21 protein-coding genes and 1 tRNA gene are annotated in these 24955 nt (G+C 54.7%); 9 read left to right on the top strand and 13 right to left on the bottom strand.

Annotated features, from left to right (window positions below):
- The first annotated feature begins 14 nt into the window (after nt 1-14).
- From A3L09_RS04865 to A3L09_RS04850, 4 genes are read left to right on the top strand one after another with little or no spacing between them, the layout of a single operon-like run.
- A complete protein-coding gene (locus A3L09_RS04865) occupies nt 15-1142 on the top strand; it encodes a tyrosine--tRNA ligase (protein WP_088857891.1) in 1128 nt (375 codons plus the stop codon).
- Between the two features lie 43 nt (nt 1143-1185).
- The gene (locus A3L09_RS04860; protein WP_088857890.1) at nt 1186-1689 is read left to right on the top strand and encodes an Lrp/AsnC family transcriptional regulator; all 504 of its coding nucleotides are present in this window, start codon (nt 1186-1188) and stop codon (nt 1687-1689) included.
- Nucleotides 1664-2986, top strand: coding sequence for an HAD-IA family hydrolase (locus tag A3L09_RS04855; RefSeq protein ID WP_088857889.1), 1323 nt, complete (start codon nt 1664-1666; stop codon nt 2984-2986). The genes A3L09_RS04860 and A3L09_RS04855 overlap by 26 nt, the downstream gene beginning before the upstream one ends.
- Nucleotides 2986-3357, top strand: a complete 372-nt coding sequence (locus A3L09_RS04850; RefSeq protein ID WP_335755353.1) for a DUF2304 domain-containing protein — start codon at nt 2986-2988, stop codon at nt 3355-3357. Before A3L09_RS04855 ends, A3L09_RS04850 begins: the two co-directional genes overlap by 1 nt.
- Here the strand turns inward: A3L09_RS04850 and A3L09_RS04845 are convergent.
- The 6 genes from A3L09_RS04845 to A3L09_RS04820 all read right to left on the bottom strand — a co-directional run bounded on the left by A3L09_RS04845 (nt 3354) and on the right by A3L09_RS04820 (nt 6556).
- Complete coding sequence (locus tag A3L09_RS04845) at nt 3354-3887, bottom strand: deoxycytidylate deaminase (RefSeq protein WP_088857887.1); 534 nt, start codon at nt 3885-3887, stop codon at nt 3354-3356. The two genes, A3L09_RS04850 and A3L09_RS04845, sit on opposite strands and share 4 nt — an antisense overlap.
- Before the next feature lie 13 nt (nt 3888-3900).
- The gene (locus A3L09_RS04840; RefSeq protein WP_088857886.1) at nt 3901-4692 is read right to left on the bottom strand and encodes a M48 family metallopeptidase; all 792 of its coding nucleotides are present in this window, start codon (nt 4690-4692) and stop codon (nt 3901-3903) included.
- Nucleotides 4693-4702: 10 nt separating this feature from the next.
- Nucleotides 4703-5071, bottom strand: a complete 369-nt coding sequence (locus A3L09_RS04835) for a BlaI/MecI/CopY family transcriptional regulator (RefSeq protein WP_088857885.1) — start codon at nt 5069-5071, stop codon at nt 4703-4705.
- Nucleotides 5072-5180: 109 nt separating this feature from the next.
- Nucleotides 5181-5288: transfer RNA gene (locus A3L09_RS04830), tRNA-Met, on the bottom strand.
- A gap of 56 nt (nt 5289-5344) precedes the next feature.
- Nucleotides 5345-5761, bottom strand: a complete 417-nt coding sequence (gene nikR / locus A3L09_RS04825) for a nickel-responsive transcriptional regulator NikR (protein WP_088857884.1) — start codon at nt 5759-5761, stop codon at nt 5345-5347.
- A 45-nt stretch (nt 5762-5806) separates the two neighbouring features.
- A complete protein-coding gene (locus tag A3L09_RS04820) occupies nt 5807-6556 on the bottom strand; it encodes a cytochrome c biogenesis CcdA family protein (RefSeq protein ID WP_088857883.1) in 750 nt (249 codons plus the stop codon).
- Nucleotides 6557-6693: 137 nt separating this feature from the next.
- Between A3L09_RS04820 and A3L09_RS04815 the strand changes: the two genes are divergently transcribed.
- Both A3L09_RS04815 and A3L09_RS04810 read left to right on the top strand, forming a co-directional pair.
- Nucleotides 6694-6987: a hypothetical protein gene (locus tag A3L09_RS04815; RefSeq protein ID WP_088857882.1), complete on the top strand. Its 294-nt coding sequence runs from the start codon at nt 6694-6696 to the stop codon at nt 6985-6987.
- Nucleotides 6984-8183: a cysteine desulfurase gene (locus tag A3L09_RS04810; protein ID WP_088857881.1), complete on the top strand. Its 1200-nt coding sequence runs from the start codon at nt 6984-6986 to the stop codon at nt 8181-8183. The genes A3L09_RS04815 and A3L09_RS04810 overlap by 4 nt, the downstream gene beginning before the upstream one ends.
- Here the strand turns inward: A3L09_RS04810 and A3L09_RS04805 are convergent.
- The 4 genes from A3L09_RS04805 to A3L09_RS04790 are packed head-to-tail and all read right to left on the bottom strand — an operon-like array spanning nt 8149 to nt 12314.
- A complete protein-coding gene (locus A3L09_RS04805) occupies nt 8149-9084 on the bottom strand; it encodes a hypothetical protein (protein WP_335755356.1) in 936 nt (311 codons plus the stop codon). The two genes, A3L09_RS04810 and A3L09_RS04805, sit on opposite strands and share 35 nt — an antisense overlap.
- A gap of 51 nt (nt 9085-9135) precedes the next feature.
- A complete protein-coding gene (locus tag A3L09_RS04800) occupies nt 9136-10281 on the bottom strand; it encodes an ATP-NAD kinase family protein (RefSeq protein ID WP_088857879.1) in 1146 nt (381 codons plus the stop codon).
- A gap of 43 nt (nt 10282-10324) precedes the next feature.
- Nucleotides 10325-11773, bottom strand: a complete 1449-nt coding sequence (locus A3L09_RS04795) for a potassium channel family protein (protein WP_088857878.1) — start codon at nt 11771-11773, stop codon at nt 10325-10327.
- A 4-nt stretch (nt 11774-11777) separates the two neighbouring features.
- Complete coding sequence (locus A3L09_RS04790) at nt 11778-12314, bottom strand: GNAT family N-acetyltransferase (protein ID WP_088857877.1); 537 nt, start codon at nt 12312-12314, stop codon at nt 11778-11780.
- A gap of 46 nt (nt 12315-12360) precedes the next feature.
- On the opposite strand from A3L09_RS04790, the gene A3L09_RS04785 reads away from it, so the two are divergent.
- Nucleotides 12361-13311, top strand: a complete 951-nt coding sequence (locus A3L09_RS04785; protein WP_088857876.1) for a transcriptional regulator — start codon at nt 12361-12363, stop codon at nt 13309-13311.
- 62 nt (nt 13312-13373) lie between these two features.
- Entirely contained in the window at nt 13374-15224 is a 1851-nt protein-coding gene (locus A3L09_RS04780) for a prolyl oligopeptidase family serine peptidase (RefSeq protein WP_088857875.1), read from the top strand.
- Here the strand turns inward: A3L09_RS04780 and A3L09_RS04775 are convergent.
- The 3 genes from A3L09_RS04775 to ppsA all read right to left on the bottom strand — a co-directional run bounded on the left by A3L09_RS04775 (nt 15208) and on the right by ppsA (nt 20604).
- Nucleotides 15208-16647, bottom strand: coding sequence for an MATE family efflux transporter (locus A3L09_RS04775; RefSeq protein WP_088857874.1), 1440 nt, complete (start codon nt 16645-16647; stop codon nt 15208-15210). The genes A3L09_RS04780 and A3L09_RS04775 overlap by 17 nt on opposite strands.
- 43 nt (nt 16648-16690) lie before the next feature.
- The gene (locus A3L09_RS04770) at nt 16691-18109 is read right to left on the bottom strand and encodes an MATE family efflux transporter (protein WP_088857873.1); all 1419 of its coding nucleotides are present in this window, start codon (nt 18107-18109) and stop codon (nt 16691-16693) included.
- A gap of 140 nt (nt 18110-18249) precedes the next feature.
- On the bottom strand, nt 18250-20604 hold the full coding sequence (ppsA, locus tag A3L09_RS04765) for a phosphoenolpyruvate synthase (RefSeq protein ID WP_088857872.1): 2355 nt from the start codon (nt 20602-20604) through the stop codon (nt 18250-18252).
- Nucleotides 20605-20995: 391 nt separating this feature from the next.
- On the opposite strand from ppsA, the gene A3L09_RS04760 reads away from it, so the two are divergent.
- The gene (locus A3L09_RS04760; RefSeq protein WP_088857871.1) at nt 20996-24943 is read left to right on the top strand and encodes a S8 family peptidase; all 3948 of its coding nucleotides are present in this window, start codon (nt 20996-20998) and stop codon (nt 24941-24943) included.
- Nucleotides 24944-24955 lie beyond the last annotated feature (12 nt).

The raw sequence follows: 24955 nt of genomic DNA, 5'->3' as shown, positions 1-24955 counted from the left end.
TTTAGGTGGTTAGAATGGACATGGAGAGAAGAATCGAGCTCATCACGAGAAAACCAACGGAAGAGCTCCTGACAGAGGAGAACCTCAGGCACCTCCTCGAGGTTGGAATCCCGATGCAGCACTACATAGGCTTTGAAATAAGCGGTTACATTCACCTCGGAACCGGACTGATGGCCGGAGCGAAGATAGCCGACCTCCAGAAGGCTGGTGTCAAGACGAGAATTTTCCTTGCCGACTGGCACAGCTGGATAAACGACAAGCTCGGTGGAGACCTCGAGGTCATCCAAAAGGTAGCGCTCACCTACTTCAAGGAGGGCATGAAGCAGAGCATTAAGGTCATGGGAGGCGACCCGGATAAGGTCGAGTTCGTCTTAGCGAGCGAGATACTCGAGAAGGGCGACTACTGGCAGACCGTCATTGACATCTCCAAGAACGTTACCCTTGCCAGAATGATGCGCTCCATAACCATCATGGGCCGTCAGATGGGAGAGGCCATAGACTTCGCCAAGCTCATCTACCCTGCAATGCAGGTCGCCGACATCTTCTACCAGGGCGTCACCATTGCCCATGCGGGAATGGACCAGAGAAAGGCCCACGTCATAGCGATTGAAGTTGCTCAGAAGCTCAAGTACCACGCCCTCGAGTGGAAGGGCGAGAAGCTCAAGCCGGTAGCTTTACACCACCACCTCCTCCTCGGCCTCCAGGAGCCGCCCGTCTGGCCGATAGAGAGCGAGGAGCAGTTCAAGGAGTTAAAGACCCAGATGAAGATGAGCAAGAGCAAGCCGTATTCAGCCGTCTTCATCCATGACAGTCCCGAGGAGATAAAGCAGAAGCTCAGAAAGGCTTTCTGCCCGGCTAGAGAGGTAAACTACAACCCCGTCTTGGACTGGGCAGAATACATAATCTTCAGGGAAGAGCCAACGGAGTTCACCATCCACCGCCCGGCGAAGTTCGGTGGAGATGTAACTTACACCACCTTTGAGGAGCTCAAGAGGGACTTTGCAGAAGGGAAGCTCCACCCGCTCGACCTCAAGAACGGAGTTGCGGAATACCTCATCGAACTCCTCAAGCCGGTCAGGGACTACTTCGAGAAACACCCGGAGCCGCTTGAGCTCATGAACCAGGTGAAGATAACCCGCTGATTTCCTTCTTTTTGCTTTCTCAAACTCTACTCCGGTGGAAGAAATGCCAGGAATAGACGAGAAGGACAGGGAGATACTGCGGATTCTCAGGAGGGAGGGCCGGATTACCCTCACCGAGCTGGGAAGGAGGGTGAACCTGTCCCCCGCGAGCGTTAAAAACCGGCTTGAGAAGCTTGAAAAACTGGGGGCTATAAAGGGCTACTCGGCCGTGATCGATCACGCCTTCCTTGACAGGTACGTTCGGGTCTTTATGCTCCTTAAGCTGAAGGTCGAGGGACCGGAAATAGACTGGATCCTGGCAAAGTTTGCCGCCACAGAGAACGTCCAGAGCCTCTACCGAACCACCGGCAGGACGCAGGTCATGATAATAGCGGAGTTCAAGGACATGGAGGAAATGAAACGGTTCGCGGCCAGACTGAAGAATTCCCTTGGAAACGCCCTTGATTATATCGAATGGGGAACGATATACCAGTCCTTTAAAGAGTGCTGGATTGAAAATAAAGCCGAGAGGCGTGGTTCCCATGGACATAAGGCTGGTCATCTTTGACCTTGATGGTACCCTCGTGGGGGCCCCTAGGTCGTTTGCGGAGATAAAGGAGGAGCTTAAGAAACGTCTGCTTGAGATGGGAATATCCGAAGATCTAATCGGAGATCTGACCCCCATGTACGAGAGCCTGATAAGGATCTCAAAGGAGACAGGAATAGACTTCAAGGAGCTTCACTCAATCCAGGTTGAGCTTGAAGTCGATAGAATGAAGGAGAGCTTTCTTTTCGATGGTGTTCGGGATGTATTGGACGATCTAAAGAAGTGGGGGATAAAGCTTGCTCTTGTGACGAGGAGCTCAAGGGAAGCGGCACTAATTGCCCTCGAAAGAAACGGGATTTCCAACTACTTCGACCTCATCGTTGCCAGGGAGGACGTTCCCCCGAAGGATCTCAAACCGGAGCCGGGGCAGATAAAGAAGGCCCTCCAAGACCTCGGGATCCCTCCCGAGAAAACCCTGGTGGTCGGTGATCACGGGTACGATGTTATAGCCGCTGGAAAGGCCGGAACGCTGAGCGTCCTGATAACCTCCCACGACTCGGGGAGAATGAGTTTTGCCGTGGAGTCAGAACCCAATTTCGAGGTGGCAACGATCTCGGATCTTCGGGATCTGCTAAAGCGTCTATATTCGACCTACGTCGTTGTCCCTGCTTACAACGAGGAGAAGACCATCGGGAAGGTTCTCGAAGACCTGCTGAGGTACTTCAAGAGGGAGGAGATAGTCGTCGTCAACGACGGCTCTCGGGATAAAACCCAGGAAATAGCCCGCTCCTACGGGGTTCACGTTCTCACTCACCTCGTAAACCGAGGCCTTGGCGGGGCCCTCGGAACTGGATTGAGCTACGCTGTCAGAAAGGGGGCGGAACTAGTTGTAACCTTCGACGCCGACGGCCAGCATCTGATAAGCGACGCATTGAGGGTCATGAAGCCCGTTGCAGAAGGAAAAGCCGATTTTGCAGTTGGTTCGAGGCTCAAGGGAGACGTAAGCGAGATGCCCTTTGTGAAGAAGTTCGGGAACTTCGTGCTCGATGCCATAACCGCTCTCTTTGCCCACAAATACGTCAGCGACAGCCAGAGCGGACTTAGATGCTTCAACAAGAGCTGTGCTTCGCGGATTAAAATAACCTGCGACCGATACGCAGTTTCAAGCGAAATAATAATCGAGGCCGCCAAGAAAGGGTGCAGAATCGTTGAAGTCCCGATTAAGGCAGTTTACACCGAATATTCAATGAAGAAGGGAACTAACGTCTTGGAGGGTGTTAAGATAGCCCTCAACCTTCTGTTTGACAAGGTGAGGTGATGGGTATGTACATGGCCCAGATAGTAGCTCTCGTGGTTATCGGCTATCTACTGGTTAAGATGCTGAACGACTACCGGCAGGGAAGGATAGACTGGTCCGGTGTTATCTCGTGGCTTGTGATATTCACAGTGTTCGGACTGATTGCCCTCTTCCCACTAAAGGTTTCAATGGAGATTAAAGACCTCCTCGGCCTTGGAAGGGGGCTGGATGCCCTCTTCGTAGTCTCCATCGGGCTGATATTCCTCCTCATGTTCCAGCTCTACGTGGAGATAGACAGGACGAAGAGGGAGATAACGGAGCTCACTAGGAAAGTGGCCATAGAGCTGGAGGAGATAAACGAGAAGCTTGAAAAGATCGAGAAGAAGGGCTAAAGATCTCCATCAAAGAGCTCCTCAAGGAAGAGCTTAACGCGCTCCTTCGGCAGTTTGAACTGCCTTATCTTTATTATCCCCTTTTCCCGAGCCTCTTTCAGGAGTATCTCAGTGGCCTTATTTGGATACATCTCCTCGTATACTATCTCCTTTATGCCCGCGTTTATCACGAGCTTGAAGCAGGTGTCGCAGGGGAAGTGTGTGACGTAGAGCGTTGCCCCTTCGAGGCTTATGCCCTTCCTTGCCGCCATCGCTATGACGTTCTGCTCCGCGTGAACCGCTCTATGGCAGTGGCCGTCAACGATGAGACAGCCAACGTCAATGCAGTGATCCATTCCTCTAGGAGCACCGTTGTAGCCGGTCGCCAGAATGTAGCCGTCCTTGACTGCAACCGCTCCAACGCGGAGTCTTGGACATGTTGCCCTAAGGGAAACGAGCTTTGCTATCAGCATGAAGTACTCGTCTTTGGTCGGTCGGATTCTTTTTATCCTCTCGGCCTTTTCCCGGTCAAGGATTATCTCGACTCCCAAAGGACCACCCCGCTTACTTGGTGGAGAAGTTGTGGGAGTAGGCCACTATCCTGAATATCCTCTCATCGTAGCTGGGATGGGTTGGAAAGACTATGAAGCTTGGAGTCCAGTAGCGCTTTTTGGGGCTCGACTTCCTCTCTATACTCGGCTCGATTCCCGGAAGGGTCTGGTTCTTGACGGCGGCCCTTATGTCCTCGTAGTACTTGAGCTCCTCAAGGGCCCTCTTGAGGCTCAGGGGAGTGTCTAGGAGGTGGAGCGCCACGTAGTCCGCTTTGAACTCCCTGTCCTTAAGGAACTTGGATCTTTCGAATTCGTACCACACGTACAGGAAAAGCGCTAAAAGCCCCACCCACAGGTTCAGCGTCATAAAAAACAAGGCTATTGAGCTCAGTATCATGAAAACGCGGAAATAAGCGACGAGGGGAAAGATCAGCGTGTCCTTGTTCTTTACGTGCCCTACCTCATGGGCAACGACGCCGAGTATCTCATCGTCATCGAGGATTTCAAAGAGGCCCAGGGAAAGAACGACCCTTTTGCCGTAGGAGAACGCGTTGGGAATGTAGTCGTCTATCGTGTAAACCTCAAGCCCCCCCACACCTGCCCTATCGAGGATCCTCTGGACTCTCCTGGCGAACCCCTGAGGGGCAGATTCTCGGAGGGGGGTGCAGTTGCGGTGGTTCTGGGAGAGCGAGAGCTTTCCGATAAGAAGGACCCCCCCAAGAAGGGCCGCAATAATCGTTATCCCCAGCCTTCCAGCGGATAGGTACGCGAGCAGGAAGGTCAGCAGTATTGGGACAGGCAGCATCCCCAATCCCTCAGTCACGCCTGATCCTGGAGAGGTAGGCGTAGGTGGCTTCCCTGAAGTTGCTCATGAGTGCGTCCAGGATCTTCTGGACGATTCTCTCCTCGAACTCTTCCCTGGTGGTGGTTATTGAGTAGACGTACCTCATGCCGCCCCTTCCGTGGTCGATGCTTCTCGAAAGCAGGCCCTTCTCGCAGAGGCGGTTCATGAGGATGCTGACCGTTGAGCGCCTCATGTCAGGATGCTTTGGTTTGAGGTGTTCGTAGACCTCTCCGGCGGTGGCGACCTTTACCTTCCACATGTACTCCATTATCTCGGCTTCGAGGGGGGGCAGTACTGCCCTTATTCCCTCCTCCGTGAGCTTGAACTCGTTCGGTTCCATAACCCATCCCCCACATTATAAGTTTGAGAGCATCAATAAAAGCTTTTCGAGGTAGCTCTGGAGTTCTCAAATGCTGTGTCCAGCATTAAACGCCGCAGAAAAGGCTTGGTGGTGCCGGGGCGGGGCTTTGAACCCCGGACCTCTCGGTTTCTCAGGCTCCCCCGAAGGGGAGCGGCCCTATGAGCCGAGCGCTCTGACCAGGCTAAGCTACCCCGGCACTGCCCGAGCGCTCGACCTATACCTCCAGGAGGGCCTTTTTAAATCTTTCGATGACTACACTATCTCCTTCCCCGTTGTAGTCATGACGAGCTTTCCGTGCTTTACCCCTTTCAGGCTCAGCAGTCTGTCCGCTATCTCCTTTATCCTGCTTGCCTTCCCCTTGACTATAACGACTTCGAGGCAGTTGTGTTCATCCATGTGTATGTGTATGCTTGAGACTATCTCGCTCAAGTAGTCGTGCTGGAGATCGAGAAGCTCCTTGACGACGTCCGCCTCATCGTGGTTGTAGACCATCGTTATGGTTCCCGCCACCTCCGCATCGCCGGTTTCCCATTCGTGCCGGACTATGAAGTCCCTGATGAGGTCTCTGATGGCCTCGCTCCTGTTGGCGTAGCCTTTCTCCTCGATTATCTCGTCGAACTTTCTGAGGAGGTTATCCGGGATTGAGACGCCGAAGCGGGTTATCTTCATTTTACCACCCGTGCCCTCTTGGAAGTTCCTCTAAAGAGCCTTTCGCTAGAACCCCACAATTCCCAGAATCCAGAGCCCCACAAGGATCAGGAGCGCTCCCGCAAATATGGAGAGCTCGGCCGAGTGCCTGACCATGGCCCTGGAGAACTCTTTGCTCTCCCTCAATCCTCCCATGGCAAAGAGGATCACCATCAAGGGAAGAACGAAGATGATGTTGTAGAGGGCCAGCAAGAGGGCCGCCAGCCCCATAGAGGATCTGGCTATAACCGCGGCGTAAACTATGTAAGGACCCGCTGAGCACGGCAGCAGAGTAGTGGAAACGCTGATACCCAGTATCATCGCCCCGAGGACGGTTGTATCGGACGAGAACATCTTTTTCCTCAGGGTCTTTTTATCCCCCGTTCTTGAACGCTCCGCTATTCCGGTAACTATCGTGTAGAGTCCGAAGGCTATCGCAAAGTAGCCGGCCCACTTAACGGGTATCTTTCCAGCTATAAACGTCAGACCAAGCCCGAGGGTGTAGTAGGAGATGTAAACTGCCACCACAAAGGAGAAACCGACCAGGTAAAGGCGTTTTTTGTCGACGCCCTTAACCGACAGGGCTATCAGAAAGAGGGTGTACACCGCGAAGGTGCACGGGTTCACGGAATCCGTTAGTGCCAAGGTGAGGAACTGGGGAATAAAGTAGGACATTCCCAGCAGGGACAGAGCGACCCCACTTATCCCAAATGATAGGAGGACTATAAGCAGCAGATACCAGAGCTCCCTCCACCTTCCAATCTCACCGGCCCTCATGATCGGGATTTGGGAGAACCCAATTTTTAGACTTTCCTAAACCGGTGGTTTAAAACCTTTGGACACATCCGCCCTCAACTTTTGGTTTAGGAAACGTATAAATTCCGAGGCGCCAAAAAGCCTCAGGTGAGCGTGGAATGATGATAGCAAAACCCTGCACCACCATGAGGGGGATAGTTGTCGGAGCTTATTCATGGGAGAAGCCCATTAAGATAGACCTGACAAAAACCGCCCAGTGTCTTAAGGAAAGGGGTTACACGGTGAAAAAGCTCATTCCAGGTATGATGCTCATCCTTGAGATGGATGGCTACGAGACGAGCGTTTATCCCAGCGGGAAGATAATAATCAAGCTCCTTGAAGACTCCAGGAAAGGAAAGGAGCTGGCCGAAACCGTATACGACTGCGCCGGGATTCTGGAGGTGGTATCATGAGAATCCCCGAAGACGTTAGGAAGGACATACCCCTGACGAGCGAGGTCATCTACTTCGACAACACTGCAACCTCTCTCACTCCAAAGCCCGTTGTCGAGGCGATGAACGAGTACTACCTGAAGTACCGCGCCAACGTCCACCGCGGAGTACACAGACTCTCCCAGATGGCGACGCACAAGTACGAGGAGAGCAGGAAGGTTGTGGCGGACTTCATCAACGCGAAGTTCGAGGAGATCGTTTTCACGAAGAACACGAGCGAGAGCCTGAACTTAGTAGCACTCGGGCTGGAGCACCTCTTTAAAAAGGGAGACAAGATAGTTACGACGCCCTACGAGCATCACTCAGATTTACTCCCCTGGCAGAGGTTGGCAAAGAAGAAAGGTCTCAGGCTGGAGTTCATAGAGGGGGACAACAAGGGAAACCTCGACTTGGACAATGCGGAGAAGAAAATAAAAGGTGCCAAGCTCGTCGCCGTCCAGCACGTCTCGAACGCTTTAGGGGTCATCCACGAGGTTGAGGAGCTCGGAAGGATGGCGAAGGAGGAGGGGGCGGTATTCGTCGTTGACGCGGCCCAGAGCGCCGGTCACATGGAGGTTGATGTGAGAAAACTCCACGCGGACTTTCTTGGTTTTTCTGGCCATAAGGGGCCAATGGGACCGACCGGGATTGGGGTGCTCTACGTAAACGAGGAGGTCTTCGATATGTTTGAACCGCCCCTCATAGGCGGCGGGACGATAGAGGACGTGTGGCTTGAGAACTACAGGCTGGCCGAACCACCCGAGCGCTTTGAAGCCGGCACTCCGAACATAGGGGGAGCCATAGGGCTCGCTACGGGAATAAGGTACATCAAGAGGATTGGGATAGAAAAAATCGAGAGGCAGGAGCACAAGCTGGTAAAGCGCATCACCGAGGGTCTCGACGAACTTGAGGTTCCGTGGTACGGGCCGAGGGACATGGAGAAGCACGCCGGGGTGGTGAGCTTCAACGTTCCCCCGCTCCACCCGCATGACGTTGCCGCTGTCCTCGACGAACACGGCATAATGGTCCGCTCCGGCCACCACTGCGCCCTGCCGGTGATGAAGAAGCTCGGAATAAACGGCACTGTTAGGGCCTCGTTCCACGTTTACAACAGCTCTGAAGAGGTCGAGACCTTCCTCGGGGTTATGGAGGAGCTGGTAAAGAACCTGGGGGGTTAGAAAGCCATCTCCCCCACTCCACGTCTATCGTTTCCGGCGTGCGGTATATAAATGCCGCCTGCCCCTTGTGGACGTACTTCCTCATCGGACCCGGGGGAACCCCGTTGGTCTCGTAGACGACGCTCTGAGTGTCCGGATCGTGGTAGAGTAGCAGGCTCGGGCCGGCCAGGTTCATCACGCTCTCAAGGGCGTACTGTGTTGCCAGAATCGCCACCCTCCTCCTCAGGGGCTTGGTTATCAGAGGCACAGCGGCGCTGCCTATCTCCGTGTATGCGAGAACGGCGGCGTCGTTAACACCCACCATTACGTTTCTTCTCGTTCTGATGACCGCGCCCATTATCAGAAAAGCCATTCCCGCGAGGCTTACGCTGTACGTCTCCCCCAGGTTCACTAAAATGTTTTTACCGAACTCGGGAGCATTTCCCCTGTAAAAAGCCTCGTCAAGGGGGGTGTAGCTTTCCTGAATGACCTCTGAGTACTTGTTCTCCGACTTCGCCGCCTCCGGAACGCTCTTGACCTTTCCCGAGAGGAAGTCCGCGTAGAGCCTCTCGGTGAGTGTTCTGTCGAGGCCGTAGATAGTCTGAACTATTGTGGCCGCAGTGTAGCCGTCCAAGATGCCCTTCGAAGCAAGGGCCAGCGGATCAAGGCCCGTTCCTTCACCGTCCTTCACTTTAATTACCGTGTCAAAGCCTTCCTCTCGAAAAGTCCCTGTGGTGTCGAAGACCACCGTCCCGTAGCCTATCTCCCAGTACTTTCCCACAAAGTACTGGAGGGCCTTTCCAGGCCACTCGTCCATTCCGAAGACCTTGAGGGTTCTGCCGTGGTAAACGGGGTCGTAGAATACATCCTGGCCCTCCCTCTCGAAAAGTCGAACCGCTATGCGGCTGTACTTCATACGCATCACAGGTTAAGAATAGGGGGAGGTTGTATAAACGGCTTCTGGTTCGTCCGCTCAAACCACCTTCACCATCCTCTCCATCCAGGGGCTAACGCGGACTTTCATGTACCCTCTGAGCTTTTCGTCGACCTCCTTATCCCCAGTATAGACCCTCACGATGCCGTTTCTCAGCTTTGAGGGCGTGGCGACGACTATGATGTTCTCCTTGGGTATGTGCCTCAGAACCTCCGCCGAGAACTGCTGGTTGCCCCTGCCGAAGAGGAAGCCCAGCCCGCCTATAACGGTGACCACTATCTTTGGATTCCGGTCAACGAACTTCAGGAGGTCTTTCTCGGCCGCATCTTTAACAAGAAGCCTCGCCTTCCCGTCCTTTATCTCAACAACGTCGACGCCCAGGAGAGTGCCGTTTATGCCGAGGAGATCTTTTAGTTTTTTGACCGTTGAACCTGCCCCCAGGAAGTAAACGCCGTCCTCAAGCTCCTCCGCGAGGGCCCGTATCATGGAATCCGCGTCCTCTGCCTCGTCGGTCTTGGTGGGCTCCTTAGCGCCCTGGAGGAGCAGCTCCGCGTAGGGCGTCAGGGCTTTTCCGTAGTGCTTCGGCTTCACCTCGTCGTGCCTGAAGGCGTTCTCGTCGAGATCCATGACGTCCCTCTCGACAAGCTCCGCGTTTCCCTTGAGGAACTCGACGACGAGCCTCGCTGCGTCCTCTGGAGAAGCCGCGAAGACCCCGGAGAACATCTTTACACCGGTCGGCACACCGAGGATCGGAACTTTTTTGTCAGCAACGGAATGGACGTCCCTGGCGGTTCCATCACCGCCGGCAAAGACTATGATGTCAACCGCTCCGAGCATCCTTCTTACAAGCTCCTTCGTATCGTCGCCGCTTGTGTCAGGAATTTTGACTCCCAGAACCTCCCGGTAGCCTATCTCCCTGTGCATTATGACCTCGTGGGGAAACTCGAACTCCCGTATTATATCCTCACCGAGTCCGTCAGGGCCCGTCAGGAACTCTATCCGCTCATTTTCCTCGTAGTTGCTGAGCTCGTTCAGAAAAAGCCTCGCCACGTCGGGGGCGATTGGTCTGGCCCCACGCCTTATAGCCTCCTCGACAACGCCATCGGTTCCCTTTAGGGCCACCTTTCCCCCCATTCCGGCTATGGGATTGACTACGAGGCCCACTCTTAGTCTTTTCTCCGTCATACGTATCCCCGGAGTGTAGAACGCCTAGGTAGCTTAAAGGTTTCTACCTCATGTACTTCCTCGCGAAGACCGTGAGGAATACCGCCCACATGAACATTCCGAAGAGCGCTTCAAGGGAGGCGATGGCCCTGCCAACACCTATCGGGTGGTAGTCTCCGTAGCCGAGGGTGGTGGCAGTGACTATGCTGAAGTATTCGTAGTCCAGGGATCCCATTGCCCCAGAGATACCCTCCACGCTTTCCGTCGCGTAAAAGAGGATCGGAAAGAGCACGTTGACTGCAATGATCCAGATTATAACGGGCCTCTTCCAGTCGGTTCCGTACTTGCAGGTCAAATCAGCGAAGAGCCACTCGAAGGCGACCTCAAGCCTCTGAAGTATCTTCCTCCACCCTCTTCTCCGCCCAAGGGATTTTATCTTTCTTTTAGCGACCATCTCAAGATAGTAGTACTCATCGGCTTTCTCGAAATCCCCGCTCCTTTCCCAGCTCGTTCTGGCGAGGCGGTAGAAGACCTCAGCCGCGTGGGGATTGCTGAACTCGCAGTCCTCAACGATCATAAAACCGCCAATGATGAGTTCTATCGGCAGGTTCGGCAGTACCGTTATGTTCCACGAGGGGTCCGCTATAAAGGATGATCCCCTCAGGATCAGGTTGCTCTCGATCCTCACGTGTATAAACTCAGGTGATCTGAGCCTGCTCCTCCGTATCTCCACATGGCCGAAGACCTCAAGGTTCTCCATTACCAGCTGGCCGGAGAGGCCGCTTACGGCAAGTCTGACCTGCCTTTTAAAGCGGGGGGAAACGTCGAAGCTCACGTCCCTCAGGATCAGGGACACCACCCTTACCATGCGCTCACGGTTCTCGGAGACGCTTACACCGTGCTCCTCCAATATCTTCCTGAGAAGGGGATACCGCGTGTTGATTCCTATTCTCCTAACGTTTTTGAGGCCCGAGAGTTCTATAGTTCCGATGATGCCCTTCTTTTCACCGTAAGCCTCTTCTTCTCCGCCCTCACCGTCTCTGACGTATCGGGTGGAGTTTATCATGAGGTACCTGACCTCTAAGTCTCTTATGGAGATGTGGCCGGTGAAATCAACGCGAAGGATGTTGAGACCGAATATCTCGGACCCTTTGAAGAAGAGCATCTCCACCTTCGTCTCGAAGATTATTACCCGCTCTATCTTTGAGTTCACCACTATCAGACCCTTCAGAGTGGAGCCTTCAATGATGAGGGTCTTCACATGGGAGTTTTTGAACACAATGGCTTTCTCTGAGTTGAAATCCTTAACGACGGCATCGTAGAGATAAACGCCCTCAAAGTATGACCTCCCCGCTTTGAGTCTCTCCTCGAATTTTTTCCTTTTTATCTCCCTTATCCCATCACCCAAAAGGGACTCTCCTTCCTCGTAGGGAACGTGGAGAGGACAGAACTTCGAGCCCTCCAGCGGTTTCAGCCTGCACTTCTTCCCGTTGGCGTAGACGTACTCACACAAGTCCCTACACCTCCTCACGAAGCAGCTCGTAGAGGAGGACGTCAACGAAGCCCTTTCCAGGTACGTACTGGTGCTCCCTGAGCCTTCCAGCCAGGGTGAAGCCGTTCCTCTCAAGGATCCTGCTGGAGGGGACGTTGGGCTCAAAAACCCTAGCATAGAGCTTCCTCAGGTTAAGCCATTCGAAGGCGTATCTGACGGCCAGAAAAACAGCCTCCGTCGCGTACCCCATCCCCCAGTGCTCTGGGCCAAGGAAGTAGCCGAGCTCGGCGTTCCTGCTGTAGAGGTCGATGTTGTGGAGGCCTATCAACCCCACAAGGGTCTTTTCCTCGTTTTTCACGATGGCAAAGACCTTCTCCCTGCTCTTCTCCCGCCTTATGGCTTCATACCACTCCATTTCATCCTCGTAGAAGAAGACCTCGTGAGGGAAGGAGAGGTACCTTCTCACCCTCCTGTCGTTGTACCACTTCCAGACGGTATGGAGATCCTCCCTTGTGAGCACTCCCAGGCTGACCCTGTCACCTTTGATAACAACGGGCCTCATGGCTTGCACCTTAACTTTAAAAGCTCCTTCTCATATTTAAACCTTGATGGACAGGGAAAGGCTCATAGAGATCGTTTCAAGGGTGTTCCAGAGGGGTGGCTTCAAGGTTGCGCGCGTCGAGCTTAGAGGAGGGTGTTTTGATCTGGTCGCCAGCGGGCTTCTGACGCTCCTCTTCGTCAAGGTCGCCACCAACATAGATACGGTCACTGAGGAGCAGGCGGAGGACTTAAAGAGGCTCTCAAAGGTGTTCAAGGCTTCCCCGCTCATAGTGGGACTTAAGACGAAGAACTCCGAGCTGGAGGAGGACGTCATATACGAGCGCTTTGGAATATACGCGCTGAGCCCAGCCACCCTCTACCGGGTCATAATAGAAGGTGAACTTCCGGCGATATTCGCCGAGCGCGGAGGATTGTACGTGAGGATAAACGGGGAACTTCTGCGCAGGCTCCGCGAGAAGCACGGCTACTCCGTTGGCGAGCTCGCTTCTCTCCTCGGGGTTTCGAGGAAGAGCATCCTGAACTACGAGCGCGAGGAGGGGGCGGTTTCGCTCGAAGTCGCTGTGAGAATGGAGGAGATATTCGACGAGCCCATAGCGGAGCCCATAGACGTGCTCCGGGCTAAGGTTGAGGGGGAGCTCAAGCCCTCCAAACCCGAGACGCCCCTGGAAAAGGAGGTCTTCGACAAGCTCACCGAGCTGGGTATGGGCGTGGTGAAGGTGAAGCGCGCTCCCTTCAACGCCCTCTCCAAGGAGGACGAGTTCACCATACTGACTGGCATAGATGAGAAGAAAACCCGCTCGACTGTAAAGCGCGCAGAGATGGTGGCGGAAGTGGGAAGGATAATAAACAGCGGCGGCCTCTTCGTTCTTGAGAAGTCAAAGCTTGAAGTCGTTTCTGAGGTTCCCCTGATTCCAAAGGAGAGCTTTGAGGAAATCAAGGACGTTGATGAGCTCATCGAGCTGATTGAGGATCTGAAGAACAGGATCTCCGCCAAATGATCACTAATACCACTGCCTAAACGTTTATATTCCAATTTTCATATACCCCTTCGGTGGTTTCTATGGAAGACCCTTATGCATGGATGGAGAACCTCCAGGACGAGCGCGTTTTGAAGCTCGTTGAGGAGGAGAACAAGCGCTTCAGAGGGTTTGTGGGCGATCTCAGCGATGAGCTCTTCCCAGAGGTCTGGGGGCTGTACTCGATCCCAATCCTCAGAAGTGCAATGCTGACTGAAAAGGGCACTATCGCAATGTACCGCGAAAAAGACAGGCAGATAATAAGGTGGCTCGGTGGGGACGTTATAATCGACTCAAAGGAGCTGGAAGAGGAAGTAAACGACCAGGTTCTTCTCCAGGGCTTCACCGTTGATAAAACGGGCAAACGGCTTTCCTACAGCTTCTCAATCGGAGGGGCGGACGAGGGGATAACGAGGATTATCGACCTCGAAAGCGGCGAACTTATAGACGAGCTCAAGCCATCGGTGTGGAACGTCACGTTCCTCAAGAACGGATACTACTTCAGCCGCTTCTACAGGCACGGGGAGACTCCAGATGGAGTTAAAGCGCCCGCGGTAAGGCTTTTCTGGGGGGACGAAAACGGAGAGAGGATGGTCTTTGGAAAGGGTCTGGGTTCAGGCTACTTCATGGGTCTCAGAAGGAGCACCGACGGGAAGTGGGCGATGCTCACCGTCACCTTCGGCTGGAACAAGGCCGATATCTACATTGGACCGATTGAGGCCCCCGACCTATGGGAGAAGGTTTACTCTGCCGAAGTTCCAGCGGAGCCGATCGATGTCATCAACGGCAGGCTCTACGTTCTCACGAGGGAAGGAAAGGGCCTCGGAAAGGTCGTTGCCATAGAGGGTGAGAAAACCATCGAGGTCATTCCAGAAAGCGAGTTCCCGCTCGAGTGGGCCGTGATCCTGGATGACAAAATCCTCGCCGGCAGGCTCGTTCATGCGAGCCACAGGATTGAGGTTTACTCCCTTGAAGGTGAGAAGATAAGTGAGCTCGGCTTTGAACTTCCTGGAAGCGTTTATCCACTTGATTCAGACGGTAAAAAGGTCCTGCTCCGCTACGAGAGCTTTACGGTTCCCTACAGGCTCTACGAGTTCAAAGGTGAGCTTAGGCTCGTGGAGAAGCAGGAAATCGAGGGGGAGTTTGCCGTTGAAGAGGACTTCGCGGTGAGCAGGGACGGAACTAAAATTCACTACTTCCATGTTAAGGGAAAGGATGACAACAAAAAGGTCTGGGTCTTCGGCTACGGCGGCTTCAACATCTCCCTAACCCCGCGCTTCTTCCCGCAGGCGATTCCGTTCATCAGGCGCGGTGGAACATTCGCCATGGCCAACCTGCGCGGAGGCTCAGAATACGGTGAGGAATGGCACAGAGCTGGAATGAGGGAAAACAAGCAGAACGTCTTCGATGACTTCATAGCAGTCCTTGGGAAGCTCAAGGAGAAGGGCTATAATGTTGCCGCGTGGGGAAGGAGCAACGGTGGGCTTCTGGTTTCAGCAACCCTCACCCAGAGGCCCGATGTAATGGACGCTGCGCTAATCGGCTATCCCGTCATCGACATGATGCGCTTCCACAAGCTCTACATCGGTAGCGTCTGGGTTCCGGAATACGGAAACCCCGATGACCCGAAGGACAGGGAGTTCTTGCTGAAGTACTCCCCATACCACAACATCGACCCGAACAAGCGCTACCCGCCGACGCTCATTTACACAGGTCTCCACGATGACCGCGTTCATCCAGCGCACGCCCTCAAGTTCTTCATGAAGCTGAAGGAGACAGGTGCACCAGTCTATCTTAGAGTTGAAACGAAGAGCGGCCACATGGGGGCATCGCCGGAGACGAGGGCAAGGGAGCTCACGGATCTCCTCGCGTTTGTTATTAAGGCTCTCTCCTGACTTCCTCTTCTATTATCCTCTTCATCCACGTCCCCCTGCTGAACCAGAGGAAAGCAACTATCGCCGCTAGAAAGTTGCTCATACCCATCCCGAAGAAGACTCCCTTGGGGCTCATCCCAAAGAGCTCAGCGAGAGGAATTCTAAGACCAAAAACCGTTATCGAAGCTACGTAGCCGAAGAGGTAGCTCAGGGGTATCCTGAAGCCCCAGAGGCGGAGCATGCTGAGCACCATGCTCTTCTTCGTGTGTCCGGCGGAGCTAAAGGTTCTCGTTACGACGACGAAGATCCCGTTGAAGAACGGGACTGATATCAGGAAGTATTTGAGAACGTACTCGCTCTGGGCTATGACCTTTGGGTCATCGAGGAAGACCTTGAAGACGGGAACTCTAAAAAGGCCTATTGTCAAGACTGCAGAGGACGCAATGAGGAAGTTAATCACCATTGCCCTCTCCGCTATTCTCTTTGCCCTCTCGTACTTCTCCGCCCCGATGTTCTGGGCTATCATCGTCCCCATCGCCATGCTGACGCCCCTTGCTATGCTAGTTATGAAGTTCACCAGTCTGGTGGTTATTGTGTAGGCCGCGTAGGTCACATCTCCGTAGCCGTAGATGATCCTCGTAAGGACAACAAAGCCGAAGCTGTTGGCAGACTGACCGACGGCCGAAGGCAGGCCAACGCGGAAGATCCTCGAGTAGAACTCCGTGTCAGGTTTAAGTGTTTCCCTCGTGAGGTGAAGGCCGGCCCTTCCGCTCGTTAAGAGCCTTGCACCTATCACGGCGCCGGTTGCGTTGGAGATAACCGTTGCTACCGCCGCCCCCGCAACGCCCCACCTCGGACAGGGTCCGATTCCAAAGATTAAGAGAGGATCGAGCACTATATTCATAGCCACTGTGAGCATGCTTATCTTTACAGGAGTTTTTGTGTCTCCAGAGGCCCTCATAAGGGCAGAGAAGGCCATGAACGTGAAGGAGAAGGGAACGCCCGCGAAAACTACCGTGGCATATGCCTTGGCGTAGGGGTAGACGTTGGGTGTGACCTTCATGAATTGGAGCGCGTAAGGAAGGATCGCGAGACTTATTATTGCCGTCGCCGTTGAGAAGAGGAGCATTAGTGAGTAAAGCGCTCCAGCTGAGCGGTTGGCCCTTTCGTAGTTCCCAGCCCCAATGTACTGCCCAACGAAGGCGAAGCCGGCAGTAGCGAACCCCATGCCAAGGGCCATTAGCGTCCCTATTATCGGCCAGCTCGTCCCTGGGGCCGCTAATGCTTCCCTTCCAAGCTTTCCAAGCCAGAAGGTATCGGTTATGTTGTAGAGAACCTGAACGAGGTTGCTGACGATGAGGGGGTAAGCTAGCTTGAGGAGGGTCTTCTCTATCGGCCCGTTGAGTATCTGCTCACGCATCGCTTGAATCTTTCCGCGCTCCATCCCCATCACGGTAAGATGGGCATCGAAGCGAGGATATAAAAAGTTAATGGGCTTCCCCCTCGATTATCGCCCTCATCCAGCTGCCCCTGAGGAACCAGGCGAGCGCTATGACTGCTCCAAGGACGTTGCTGAGGCCCATTCCAAGCCACATTCCGGCGGTGTCCCTCATGAGAACTCCGAGGCCGTAGCTGAGCGGGAGCCTTATGCCCCAGAGGCGGACCATCCCTATGACCATGCTCTTCTTGGTGTGTCCCGCGCTGTTGAACGTATTGTTCACGGCCGCGAATACCCCGAAGAATGGAAGTGAGGCAGAGAAGTAGAGAACCACCTTCCCGCTCTCGGCTATTATCGCCGGATCGTTGATGAAGAACCTGAATATTGGGACGCGGAAGAACGCGAAGAGGAGCGTTCCAATGCTCAGGATGGTGAAGTTGATCAACATCGTCTTCTCCGCTATCCTCTTGGCCCTTTCGTAGAGGCCGGCACCGATGGCCTGCCCTACCATCGTCCCCATCGCCATGCTGATGCCGTCGGAGAAGGCGAACATGAAGTTGGTGAGCCTGTTGGTTATGCTGTACGTGGCAAAGGCAACGTCCTCGTAGTGTGGAATGCCATGTGCTTCTCCATAGAGCCGTCCAACGGTAAAGATTACCCTCGCCAGGATGACGAAGCCGAGGGCAGTGGTTGATGATCCAATGCTCGAAGGCAGGCCGACGCGGAATATCCGCGAGTAGAAGTGGATGTCGGGCCTAAGGGTCTCCGGCGTCAGGTGTATGCCCACCTTACCGGTAAAGAGCAGGTAGCCGCCGATCAGGGAACCTAGGGTGTTAGAGAGCATAGTAGCTACCGCAGCGCCGACGACCCCAAGCTGTGGAAAGGGTCCCCAGCCGAAGATGAAGAAGGGGTCCAGAAAGAGGTTGAGGAGAACTGTACCGACGTTTATCTTTACAGGGGTTTTAGTGTCACCAACCGCCCTCAGGAGGAAGTTGAAGGCAAAGAGGGTGAATGAGAACGGTATCCCGGCGAATATCACGCGGGTGTAGCGGAGGGCATAGGGGAATATCGTGTCGCTGACGCCCATCAAACTGAGGAGATAGGGAGCTAGTATGACGCCGAGAATTCCAACTGCCGTTGCAAAGATGAGCATGAGGGAGTAGAGCGCTCCTGCATAGCGGTTGGCCTTCTCGTAGTCCTTTGCCCCAACGTACTGGCTCACGAAGGCGAAGCCTGCTGTGGCAAAGCCCATCCCTATGCTCATGAAGAACCACACGAGAGGCCACGCCGTTCCAGGGGCGGAGAGTTCAAGCCTTCCGAGCTTTCCGAGCCAGAACGTATCTGTGAGGTTGTAGAGCACCTGAACGAGCTGGTTGATAATCAATGGGTAGGATAACAGGATAAGCGTTTTAATTATCGGGCCGTTGAGTATCTGTTCGCGCATCCGCTCTACTTTCTCGCTCCGCATGTTCGATCAGATAGCAATCTAAACGTTAGTATAAAAAGCTTATCGTGGATAAAAGAGCCAGCTATGGGAATACAGCCCCGTAGGGACTAGAAATGTGAAACGGTTCAAAACGAAGTAGAAAAGAAGGAAGCCGGAAGGCTTCACTCCTTGAGGGCCTTCCTGGCGGCCTCGAGCTGAATCCTGGCCTCTTCTCTGGCGACGGTCTTCCTGACGAGCTCGACGGCATCCGGGTTGGCGCTAATGCTGTCGATGCCCATCCTGACGAGGAGCTTGACCATCTTCGGGTCGCTTCCGGCCTGGCCGCAGATGCTGGTCTCGACGCCGTACTTCTTGGCGACCTTTATGACGTTCTCGATGAGCTTGAGGACTGCCGGGTGCTTCTCGTCGTAGAGCTTGAAGACGCGCTCGTTGTCCCTGTCGATGGCGAGGGTGTACTGGGTGAGGTCGTTGGTGCCGAAGCTGACGAAGTCAAGGCCCTCCTTGATGAGGTCCTCAATGATGAGGGCGCTGGCTGGGGTCTCGATCATGACGCCCCACTCGACGTCCTTGTGCGGAACGAGGCCGACGCTGAGGGCGATCTCCTTGGCCTGCCTGACCTGCTCCGGGTAGCTGACGAGCGGGAGCATGACGCCGATGTTGTCGTAGCCCTCGTCGACAAGCCTCTTGATGGCCTTGAACTCGGCCCTGAGGAGCTCCGGCTGGTCGAGACCGCGCCTGATTCCGCGCCAGCCGAGCATCGGGTTCCTCTCTTCCGGTTCGTCCTCTCCGCCCGGAAGCTCGCGGAACTCGTTGGTCGGGGCGTCAAGGGTCCTGTACCAGACGCGCCTCGGGTAGAAGGCCTCAACGACCTTCCTTATGCCTTCGACGAGCTTCTCGATGAGCTCCTCCTCCTTGCCCTCCTTGATGAACTTGACCGGGTGGGCACCGATGCCGAGGATCATGTGCTCAGCGCGGAGAAGTCCAACGCCGTCGGCGCCGGTGGCGGCTGCCCTCTCAGCAACCTCGGGCATTGAGACGTTGACCTTGACCTCGGTGGCGGTGACGAGCGGGGCACCGGCAACGACGACCTGGCCGCCGGCGGCCTTCTCCTCTTCCTTGCCCTTGACAAGGCTCTTGACTATGCCCTCGTAAACGACACCCCTGGTACCGTCAACGGTGACGAGCATGCCGTCCTTGAGGACCTTGGTGGCCTCCTTGGTACCGACGACGGCTGGAATGCCGAGCTCACGGCTGACGATGGCCGCGTGGCAGGTCCTTCCGCCCTCGTCGGTAACGATGGCGGAAGCCCTCTTCATTGCCGGAACCATGTCCGGGTTGGTCATTGTGGTAACGAGAACGTCTCCTTCCTTGACCTTGTCGATCTCGCTGGCGTCGAAGATAACGACAACCTTACCGGCACCAACGCCGGGTGAGGCTCCAAGACCCTTGAGAAGGACCTTCATCTCTTCGGTCATTTCGGTCTCCTCCGTCTTAACCTCCTCCTTAAGGGTGGTGATCGGCCTGCTCTGGACGATGTAGAGCTTGCCGTCATCCTTGTCGTAGGCCCACTCGATATCCTGCGGCCAGCCGTAGTGCTCCTCTATCTTGGCGCCGATCTTGGCGACCTCAACGATCTGCTCCTCTGTAAGAACCTGCTTCTCAACGTACTCGGGGCCGAGATAGTCGGCGACCTTGACGTAGACGGTGCCCTTGCCGGTCTCCGGGTTCCTGACGACCATAACTTCCTTCTTGGCGATGTACTTCTCCTTTATCTTCCAGGTGCCCTTCTCGACGATGTACTCGTCCGGGGAAACGCTACCGCTGACGACGGCCTCACCGAGGCCCCAGGCGGCGTTGATCATTATCTCGCTCCTGTCATTGGTGACCGGGTTGGCGGTGAACATGACACCGCTGGTCTCGCTGTTGACCATCTTCTGGACGACGGCTGAGAGGTAGACCTTGCTGTGGTCGAAGCCCTGCTTGGCCCTGTAGAATGTAGCGCGAGCGGTCCAGAGGCTGGCCCAGCACTTCTTGACCTTGTCTATGACGTCGTCAACGCCGTAGACGTCGAGGTAGGTCTCCTGCTGGCCGGCGAAGGAAGCCTCCGGAAGGTCCTCGGCGGTGGCCGAGCTCCTAACGGCGACGTAAACGGCGTCCTTGTTGAACCTCTGGCTGAGCTTCTTGTAGGCGTCCTCGATCTCCTGGGCGATCTCAGGGAGCATCGGGAGCTCGATGATCTTCTGCCTGATCTTGGCGGTGTTCTCCTGGAGCTGCTTTGAGTCATCAACATTCGTCTGGGCGATGATGTTCATAATCCAGTCCTGGAGAACGGTACCGTCCTCGAGCTTGACGTTCTCGACAAAGTACTTGTAGGCTTCGGCGGTGACACAGAATCCGGGCGGGACGGGTATTCCCGCGTTGGTCATTTCTCCAAGGTTGGCACCCTTTCCACCGACGAGGGGAACGTCGGTCTTCCTGAGCTCCTCAAACCACCTTATAAATTTGTATTCGCTCATGGCGATCCCTCCTTTTTAAAGTACTTACCGGTGGTGATATAAGTAAACCCTATTTAAAATTAACCCCCCGGAGGGAGGGGACAACTTTTTAAGGGGTCTGGGGGACTCTGGGGAATAATCTTAGGGAGATCCAAATTCTTCTGCCTGTTCTCATGTATCCAAACGATCCAAGAGAAAATTGAGGTGATCAGTGAATTTTCATCGACTTTGATGAATAAAAACGTCCCCCTCTTTAATTCTACGGGGAATTAACTTTCCACACCACTGTAACTTGTTGGGCCTCGTTAATCCTGAAGCTTCACGGGAAATAAGTGCCAGAGAAAACGGAAAATTTAATAATCCCCTTAGTGTATACACCACTGCACACTACTGCATGGAGGTGTCTTGAATTATGAGCAGAAAGACCCTTAGCGTCTTGGTTGTTTTGATTATGGCCCTGGCCATCGTTCCAGTGACTTCAGCGCCAGCTGCCGCCACTCCAACGGTTGCAAATCAGAATCCAACCACTGCGAAACTTATGCCAGTTGATAAGCAGATTGAAAAGCTTCTCCAAGGAGACGAAAAGGAGCTTAGGCTCATCATAGCGCCGGCGAAGGACAAGACCATGAAGGTCTACGACGAGATATCCAAGATCGGTAAGATCGACCCCATAAGCAAACCCGAGTACCAGTTTATAGTTGCCACGATCCCGAGGGAGAACCTTGAGAAGCTCAGGCAGATCGATGGGATAATCGGGATCTGGGAGGACAGGATGGTTAAGCTCCCCGAGCCTGTAAAGGAGCCCGATGCCCTCCCACCAAAGGACGCCCCCCAGATGCCCAACATGTTCCTGAGCGTCTTCACCACCCAAGCTTACAACACCTGGGTCGACTACGGTGTTCTCGGTGAGAACGTTACCGTTGCGGTTCTTGATACTGGAATCGACGTCGGCCACCCCTTCCTCCAGAGGACCCTTGACGGCAGGAGGAAGATCATAGACGTTTACGACGCAAGCGATGAGGGAATCGCCCAGCTCTACTACGCCACTGACGAGGTTCAGAATGGAACCATCACAGTTGACATGACGGTTCCGGTTTACTGGGGTGTTTATGCCAAATACTATGGTCACAACCCAACCACTGAGTACACAATGACCTCCTACTACGTCGGAAACATAAGCGGAGACGAGTACTACCTCGGACTCCTTCCGGAGAGGTACTTCGACCTCAACAACTTCGCAGGCACTCCGAACGACCCATACGACCTTGGCCTCTTCGGAGACCTCAGCGACGTCTACCCCGTCCTCGTCGTCAACCAGAGCGGAAACTTCGTTGCTTACATCGACTACAACCTCAACAATGACTTTACCGACGACCAGCCTCTCGGATTGTTTAACCTGACCGGCGACTACTTCCAGACCCCGACTCTCGTCGACATTGCCCTCTCAAGGGTGCACATCGGGGACATGAGCAACGACGAGAACTACCCGTACACGATACCCTACGGGCAGGGAATCGGCTACGCAATGTTCATGTGGGATGCCCACGGCCACGGAACCCACGTCAGCGGTACTATAGCTGGTGTTGGTCTCCCGGATGATCCAGTCTTCAGCGACGTCTATGGAATGGCTCCCAACGCCCAGCTCATGGAAGTTAAGGTCCTCCCTGGCGAACTTGGATTTGGAAGAACGAGCTGGATCATCAACGGAATGTTCTACGCGGCCCTTAACGGTGCGGACGTCATAAGCATGTCCCTCGGCGGCGGTGGAGAGATAAACGACGGTCTTGAGACCCCGGAGATCTTCTTCGCCAACCTCCTAACCGACTACTTTGGAGTTACCTTCGCCATAGCCGCCGGCAACGAGGGACCAACCACCAACACCGTCCACGCCCCAGGTGACAGCGACCTTGTCATAACCGTAGGCGCATACCGCTCAAGCCAGCGCTGGCAGATATTCTACGGTGTTGACGGCGTTGCCGACACCATGGCGAGCTTCTCAAGCAGGGGGCCGAGGATGGACGGTCTGCTCGACCCGGACGTAACCGCGCCTGGTGAGATGATATTCTCAAGTCTGCCGCTCTGGAATACCATTATAACAGGCAAGTGGTACAGGTACTACGGCATCTGGGATGGAACCTCTATGGCAACACCTCACGTCAGCGGTGCCGTCGCCCTCATGATCAGCTATGCAAAGGCCCACGGCCTCAGGTACGACCCGTTCATGATAAAGCGCGCCCTTGAGATGACCGGAAAGCACCTCGAAGAGACGACGATGATCGACGAGGGCTTTGGCCTTATACAGGTCGAGGACGCCATAGCCGCCCTTGAGAACCTGAGCAAGGAGCCCACCACCTACATCTACGGCGGAACGACCTTTACCGGCTTCAGGAATGCCCTCGACAAAGAGAAGATACCGCTCAGCCCCGCTTACGCTGACTTCAACAGCTACTTCCACGGCGAGTTTGGACTCCCGTACTTCTACCGCGGTGTCTACATCAGGAACGAGTTCCCGGAGAGCGTGCCGCTCTACTTCTACCCGATGGACTACTACCCAGGATGGGGCCTCTGGTACACCGGATCTGAGAAGGCCTACCAAATAAGCACCAACGTCGACTGGATAACACCGAGCACCAGCATGGTTGTGGCAGGCAACCAGACCATCGGAGCCTTCTCAATCCAGATCGACTACTCGAAGCTCCAGCCGGGCCACATCTACGTCGGCCTCGTCTACATCGACGACCCTGACACGAGCTACATCGACGGCTTCATCCCTGTCATCGTGGACTATCCGATGAACCCGAACGGTGAGAGCCACGCCTCTCTGAGCGACACTGCCCTTCCGGGCGTCGCCAAGCACTACTACTTCCAGGTCGCTCCGGGAACCAAGGAGCTCCGCGTCACCCTCAGGGTTCCCCTCGATGAGAACGGAAACCCGATGGGAAGGACGACCCTCATGATAGCCAGGCCAGAGGGAGCCGTCGTTGCCCGTTACGTCCCGAGATACTACTTCGTCGGTCCAGGACTTCCGGAATACACCTGGGTTATCAAGGATCCAGAGCCCGGAACCTGGGAGATAACCGCCTACACGAGCACCTTCACCAAGCCGAGGACAGGTTACAACGAGTCCCACTACGAGATAGAGGTTGAGGCTGCTTCACTTGGAGTCTCACCGCACATCGTCAGGACTTACTCCGACAAGCCCGGCGTAGTTAAGACCCAGGCCGAGCTCGTCAACAGAGGGTACGGCGACGTTGAGGTCAACGTCACCGGCCTCGGTCTCGGAAGGCTCGACCTCGCCTACGCCATGGACAGGAACGTCACCCAGGATGGGTGGGACGTCATCGGCGTCATCCCCGTCACCTCAAGCGACTACTACTTCCGCGTCGGCATAACCCAGCCAGAGGATCCAAGCGCAGACCTCGACCTCTACGTGTACTACTTCCCGACCTACGATGATCTCATGAACTTCACGAACTACGAGCTCTACACTGACCAGATTGGTCCAACCAGCTACGAGTACTACGAGGCCTTCATGCCTGCTCCGGGCTACTACCTAATAGCGGTCTACGGCTACGACACCGTCGGCTACAACCCGATCCACTACCTGTTCTACTACCAGCTCCTTGGAGACAACGGAGACCTCCAGGTTGAGCCCTCTAACGTTCAGGTCAATAACAACGGGGAGATGCCCATAAACCTGATGGCCAAAGTGGACGAAACCGGAACCTACCTTGGCGTCGTCGAAGTCGTCAACGCCGAGACAGGGGAGCTCATAGACTACGCCCCGGTCATCGTTGACGTTGGAACCCCGCAGGTTGCCGTGGTTCCGTACGTTGAGGGCGAGATCAAGCCAGGCAACACAGTTAACGTTACCCTCGAACTCCGCGATCCGAACAGCGGTGACCTCATAACCAGCGGCACCAAGGTGTACGTCAACGGCATGTACTACTACACCACCCTCGGAACGGTCAAGTTCGAGTACAAAGTCAAAGCCGGGGACAACCTCCTCCACATCACCGTGATAAACCCGAACTACGGATACACTGACACGGTACTCGTTCTCAACCAGAAGGTAGAGGCAACCAAAGAAGTGAAGAAGATCGAGTCCAAGTACGAGGAAACCGTGACTGAATACTACGCCGAGCTCACCGAGGCCATGGAGACACTTCCGATCCAGACCGTTGCCAGGATATCCGCGGTCACGAACGCTTACATCCAGAAGTCGGAGGAGTTCAGGGGCAAGGCGATGAAGTACGCGCTCTACGACCCGATGGTCAGCCAGTACTACATGAAGCAGGCCTACAAGTACGCCGTGCTCGCCCAGTACACCCTCCAGTACTACATGGCCATGTACGGCTGACCCCTTTCCACT

Source organism: Thermococcus profundus (assembly GCF_002214585.1).
Taxonomy (GTDB): Archaea; Methanobacteriota_B; Thermococci; order Thermococcales; family Thermococcaceae; genus Thermococcus; species Thermococcus profundus.
The sequence above is the reverse complement of the archived record's forward strand: the minus strand, read 5'-3'. Positions and strand labels throughout refer to the sequence as shown.

Coding starts and splice junctions, on each gene's coding strand:
- A3L09_RS04865 (WP_088857891.1), top strand. CDS start 15: ATGGACATGGAGAGAAGAATCGAGCTCATCACGAGAAAACCAACGGAA.
- A3L09_RS04860 (WP_088857890.1), top strand. CDS start 1,186: ATGCCAGGAATAGACGAGAAGGACAGGGAGATACTGCGGATTCTCAGG.
- A3L09_RS04855 (WP_088857889.1), top strand. CDS start 1,664: ATGGACATAAGGCTGGTCATCTTTGACCTTGATGGTACCCTCGTGGGG.
- A3L09_RS04850 (WP_335755353.1), top strand. CDS start 2,986: ATGGGTATGTACATGGCCCAGATAGTAGCTCTCGTGGTTATCGGCTAT.
- A3L09_RS04840 (WP_088857886.1), bottom strand. CDS start 4,692: ATGCTGCCTGTCCCAATACTGCTGACCTTCCTGCTCGCGTACCTATCC.
- A3L09_RS04835 (WP_088857885.1), bottom strand. CDS start 5,071: ATGGAACCGAACGAGTTCAAGCTCACGGAGGAGGGAATAAGGGCAGTA.
- nikR (WP_088857884.1), bottom strand. CDS start 5,761: ATGAAGATAACCCGCTTCGGCGTCTCAATCCCGGATAACCTCCTCAGA.
- A3L09_RS04820 (WP_088857883.1), bottom strand. CDS start 6,556: ATGAGGGCCGGTGAGATTGGAAGGTGGAGGGAGCTCTGGTATCTGCTG.
- A3L09_RS04815 (WP_088857882.1), top strand. CDS start 6,694: ATGATGATAGCAAAACCCTGCACCACCATGAGGGGGATAGTTGTCGGA.
- A3L09_RS04810 (WP_088857881.1), top strand. CDS start 6,984: ATGAGAATCCCCGAAGACGTTAGGAAGGACATACCCCTGACGAGCGAG.
- A3L09_RS04805 (WP_335755356.1), bottom strand. CDS start 9,084: ATGCGTATGAAGTACAGCCGCATAGCGGTTCGACTTTTCGAGAGGGAG.
- A3L09_RS04800 (WP_088857879.1), bottom strand. CDS start 10,281: ATGACGGAGAAAAGACTAAGAGTGGGCCTCGTAGTCAATCCCATAGCC.
- A3L09_RS04790 (WP_088857877.1), bottom strand. CDS start 12,314: ATGAGGCCCGTTGTTATCAAAGGTGACAGGGTCAGCCTGGGAGTGCTC.
- A3L09_RS04785 (WP_088857876.1), top strand. CDS start 12,361: ATGGACAGGGAAAGGCTCATAGAGATCGTTTCAAGGGTGTTCCAGAGG.
- A3L09_RS04780 (WP_088857875.1), top strand. CDS start 13,374: ATGGAAGACCCTTATGCATGGATGGAGAACCTCCAGGACGAGCGCGTT.
- A3L09_RS04775 (WP_088857874.1), bottom strand. CDS start 16,647: ATGGAGCGCGGAAAGATTCAAGCGATGCGTGAGCAGATACTCAACGGG.
- A3L09_RS04770 (WP_088857873.1), bottom strand. CDS start 18,109: ATGCGGAGCGAGAAAGTAGAGCGGATGCGCGAACAGATACTCAACGGC.
- ppsA (WP_088857872.1), bottom strand. CDS start 20,604: ATGAGCGAATACAAATTTATAAGGTGGTTTGAGGAGCTCAGGAAGACC.
- A3L09_RS04760 (WP_088857871.1), top strand. CDS start 20,996: ATGAGCAGAAAGACCCTTAGCGTCTTGGTTGTTTTGATTATGGCCCTG.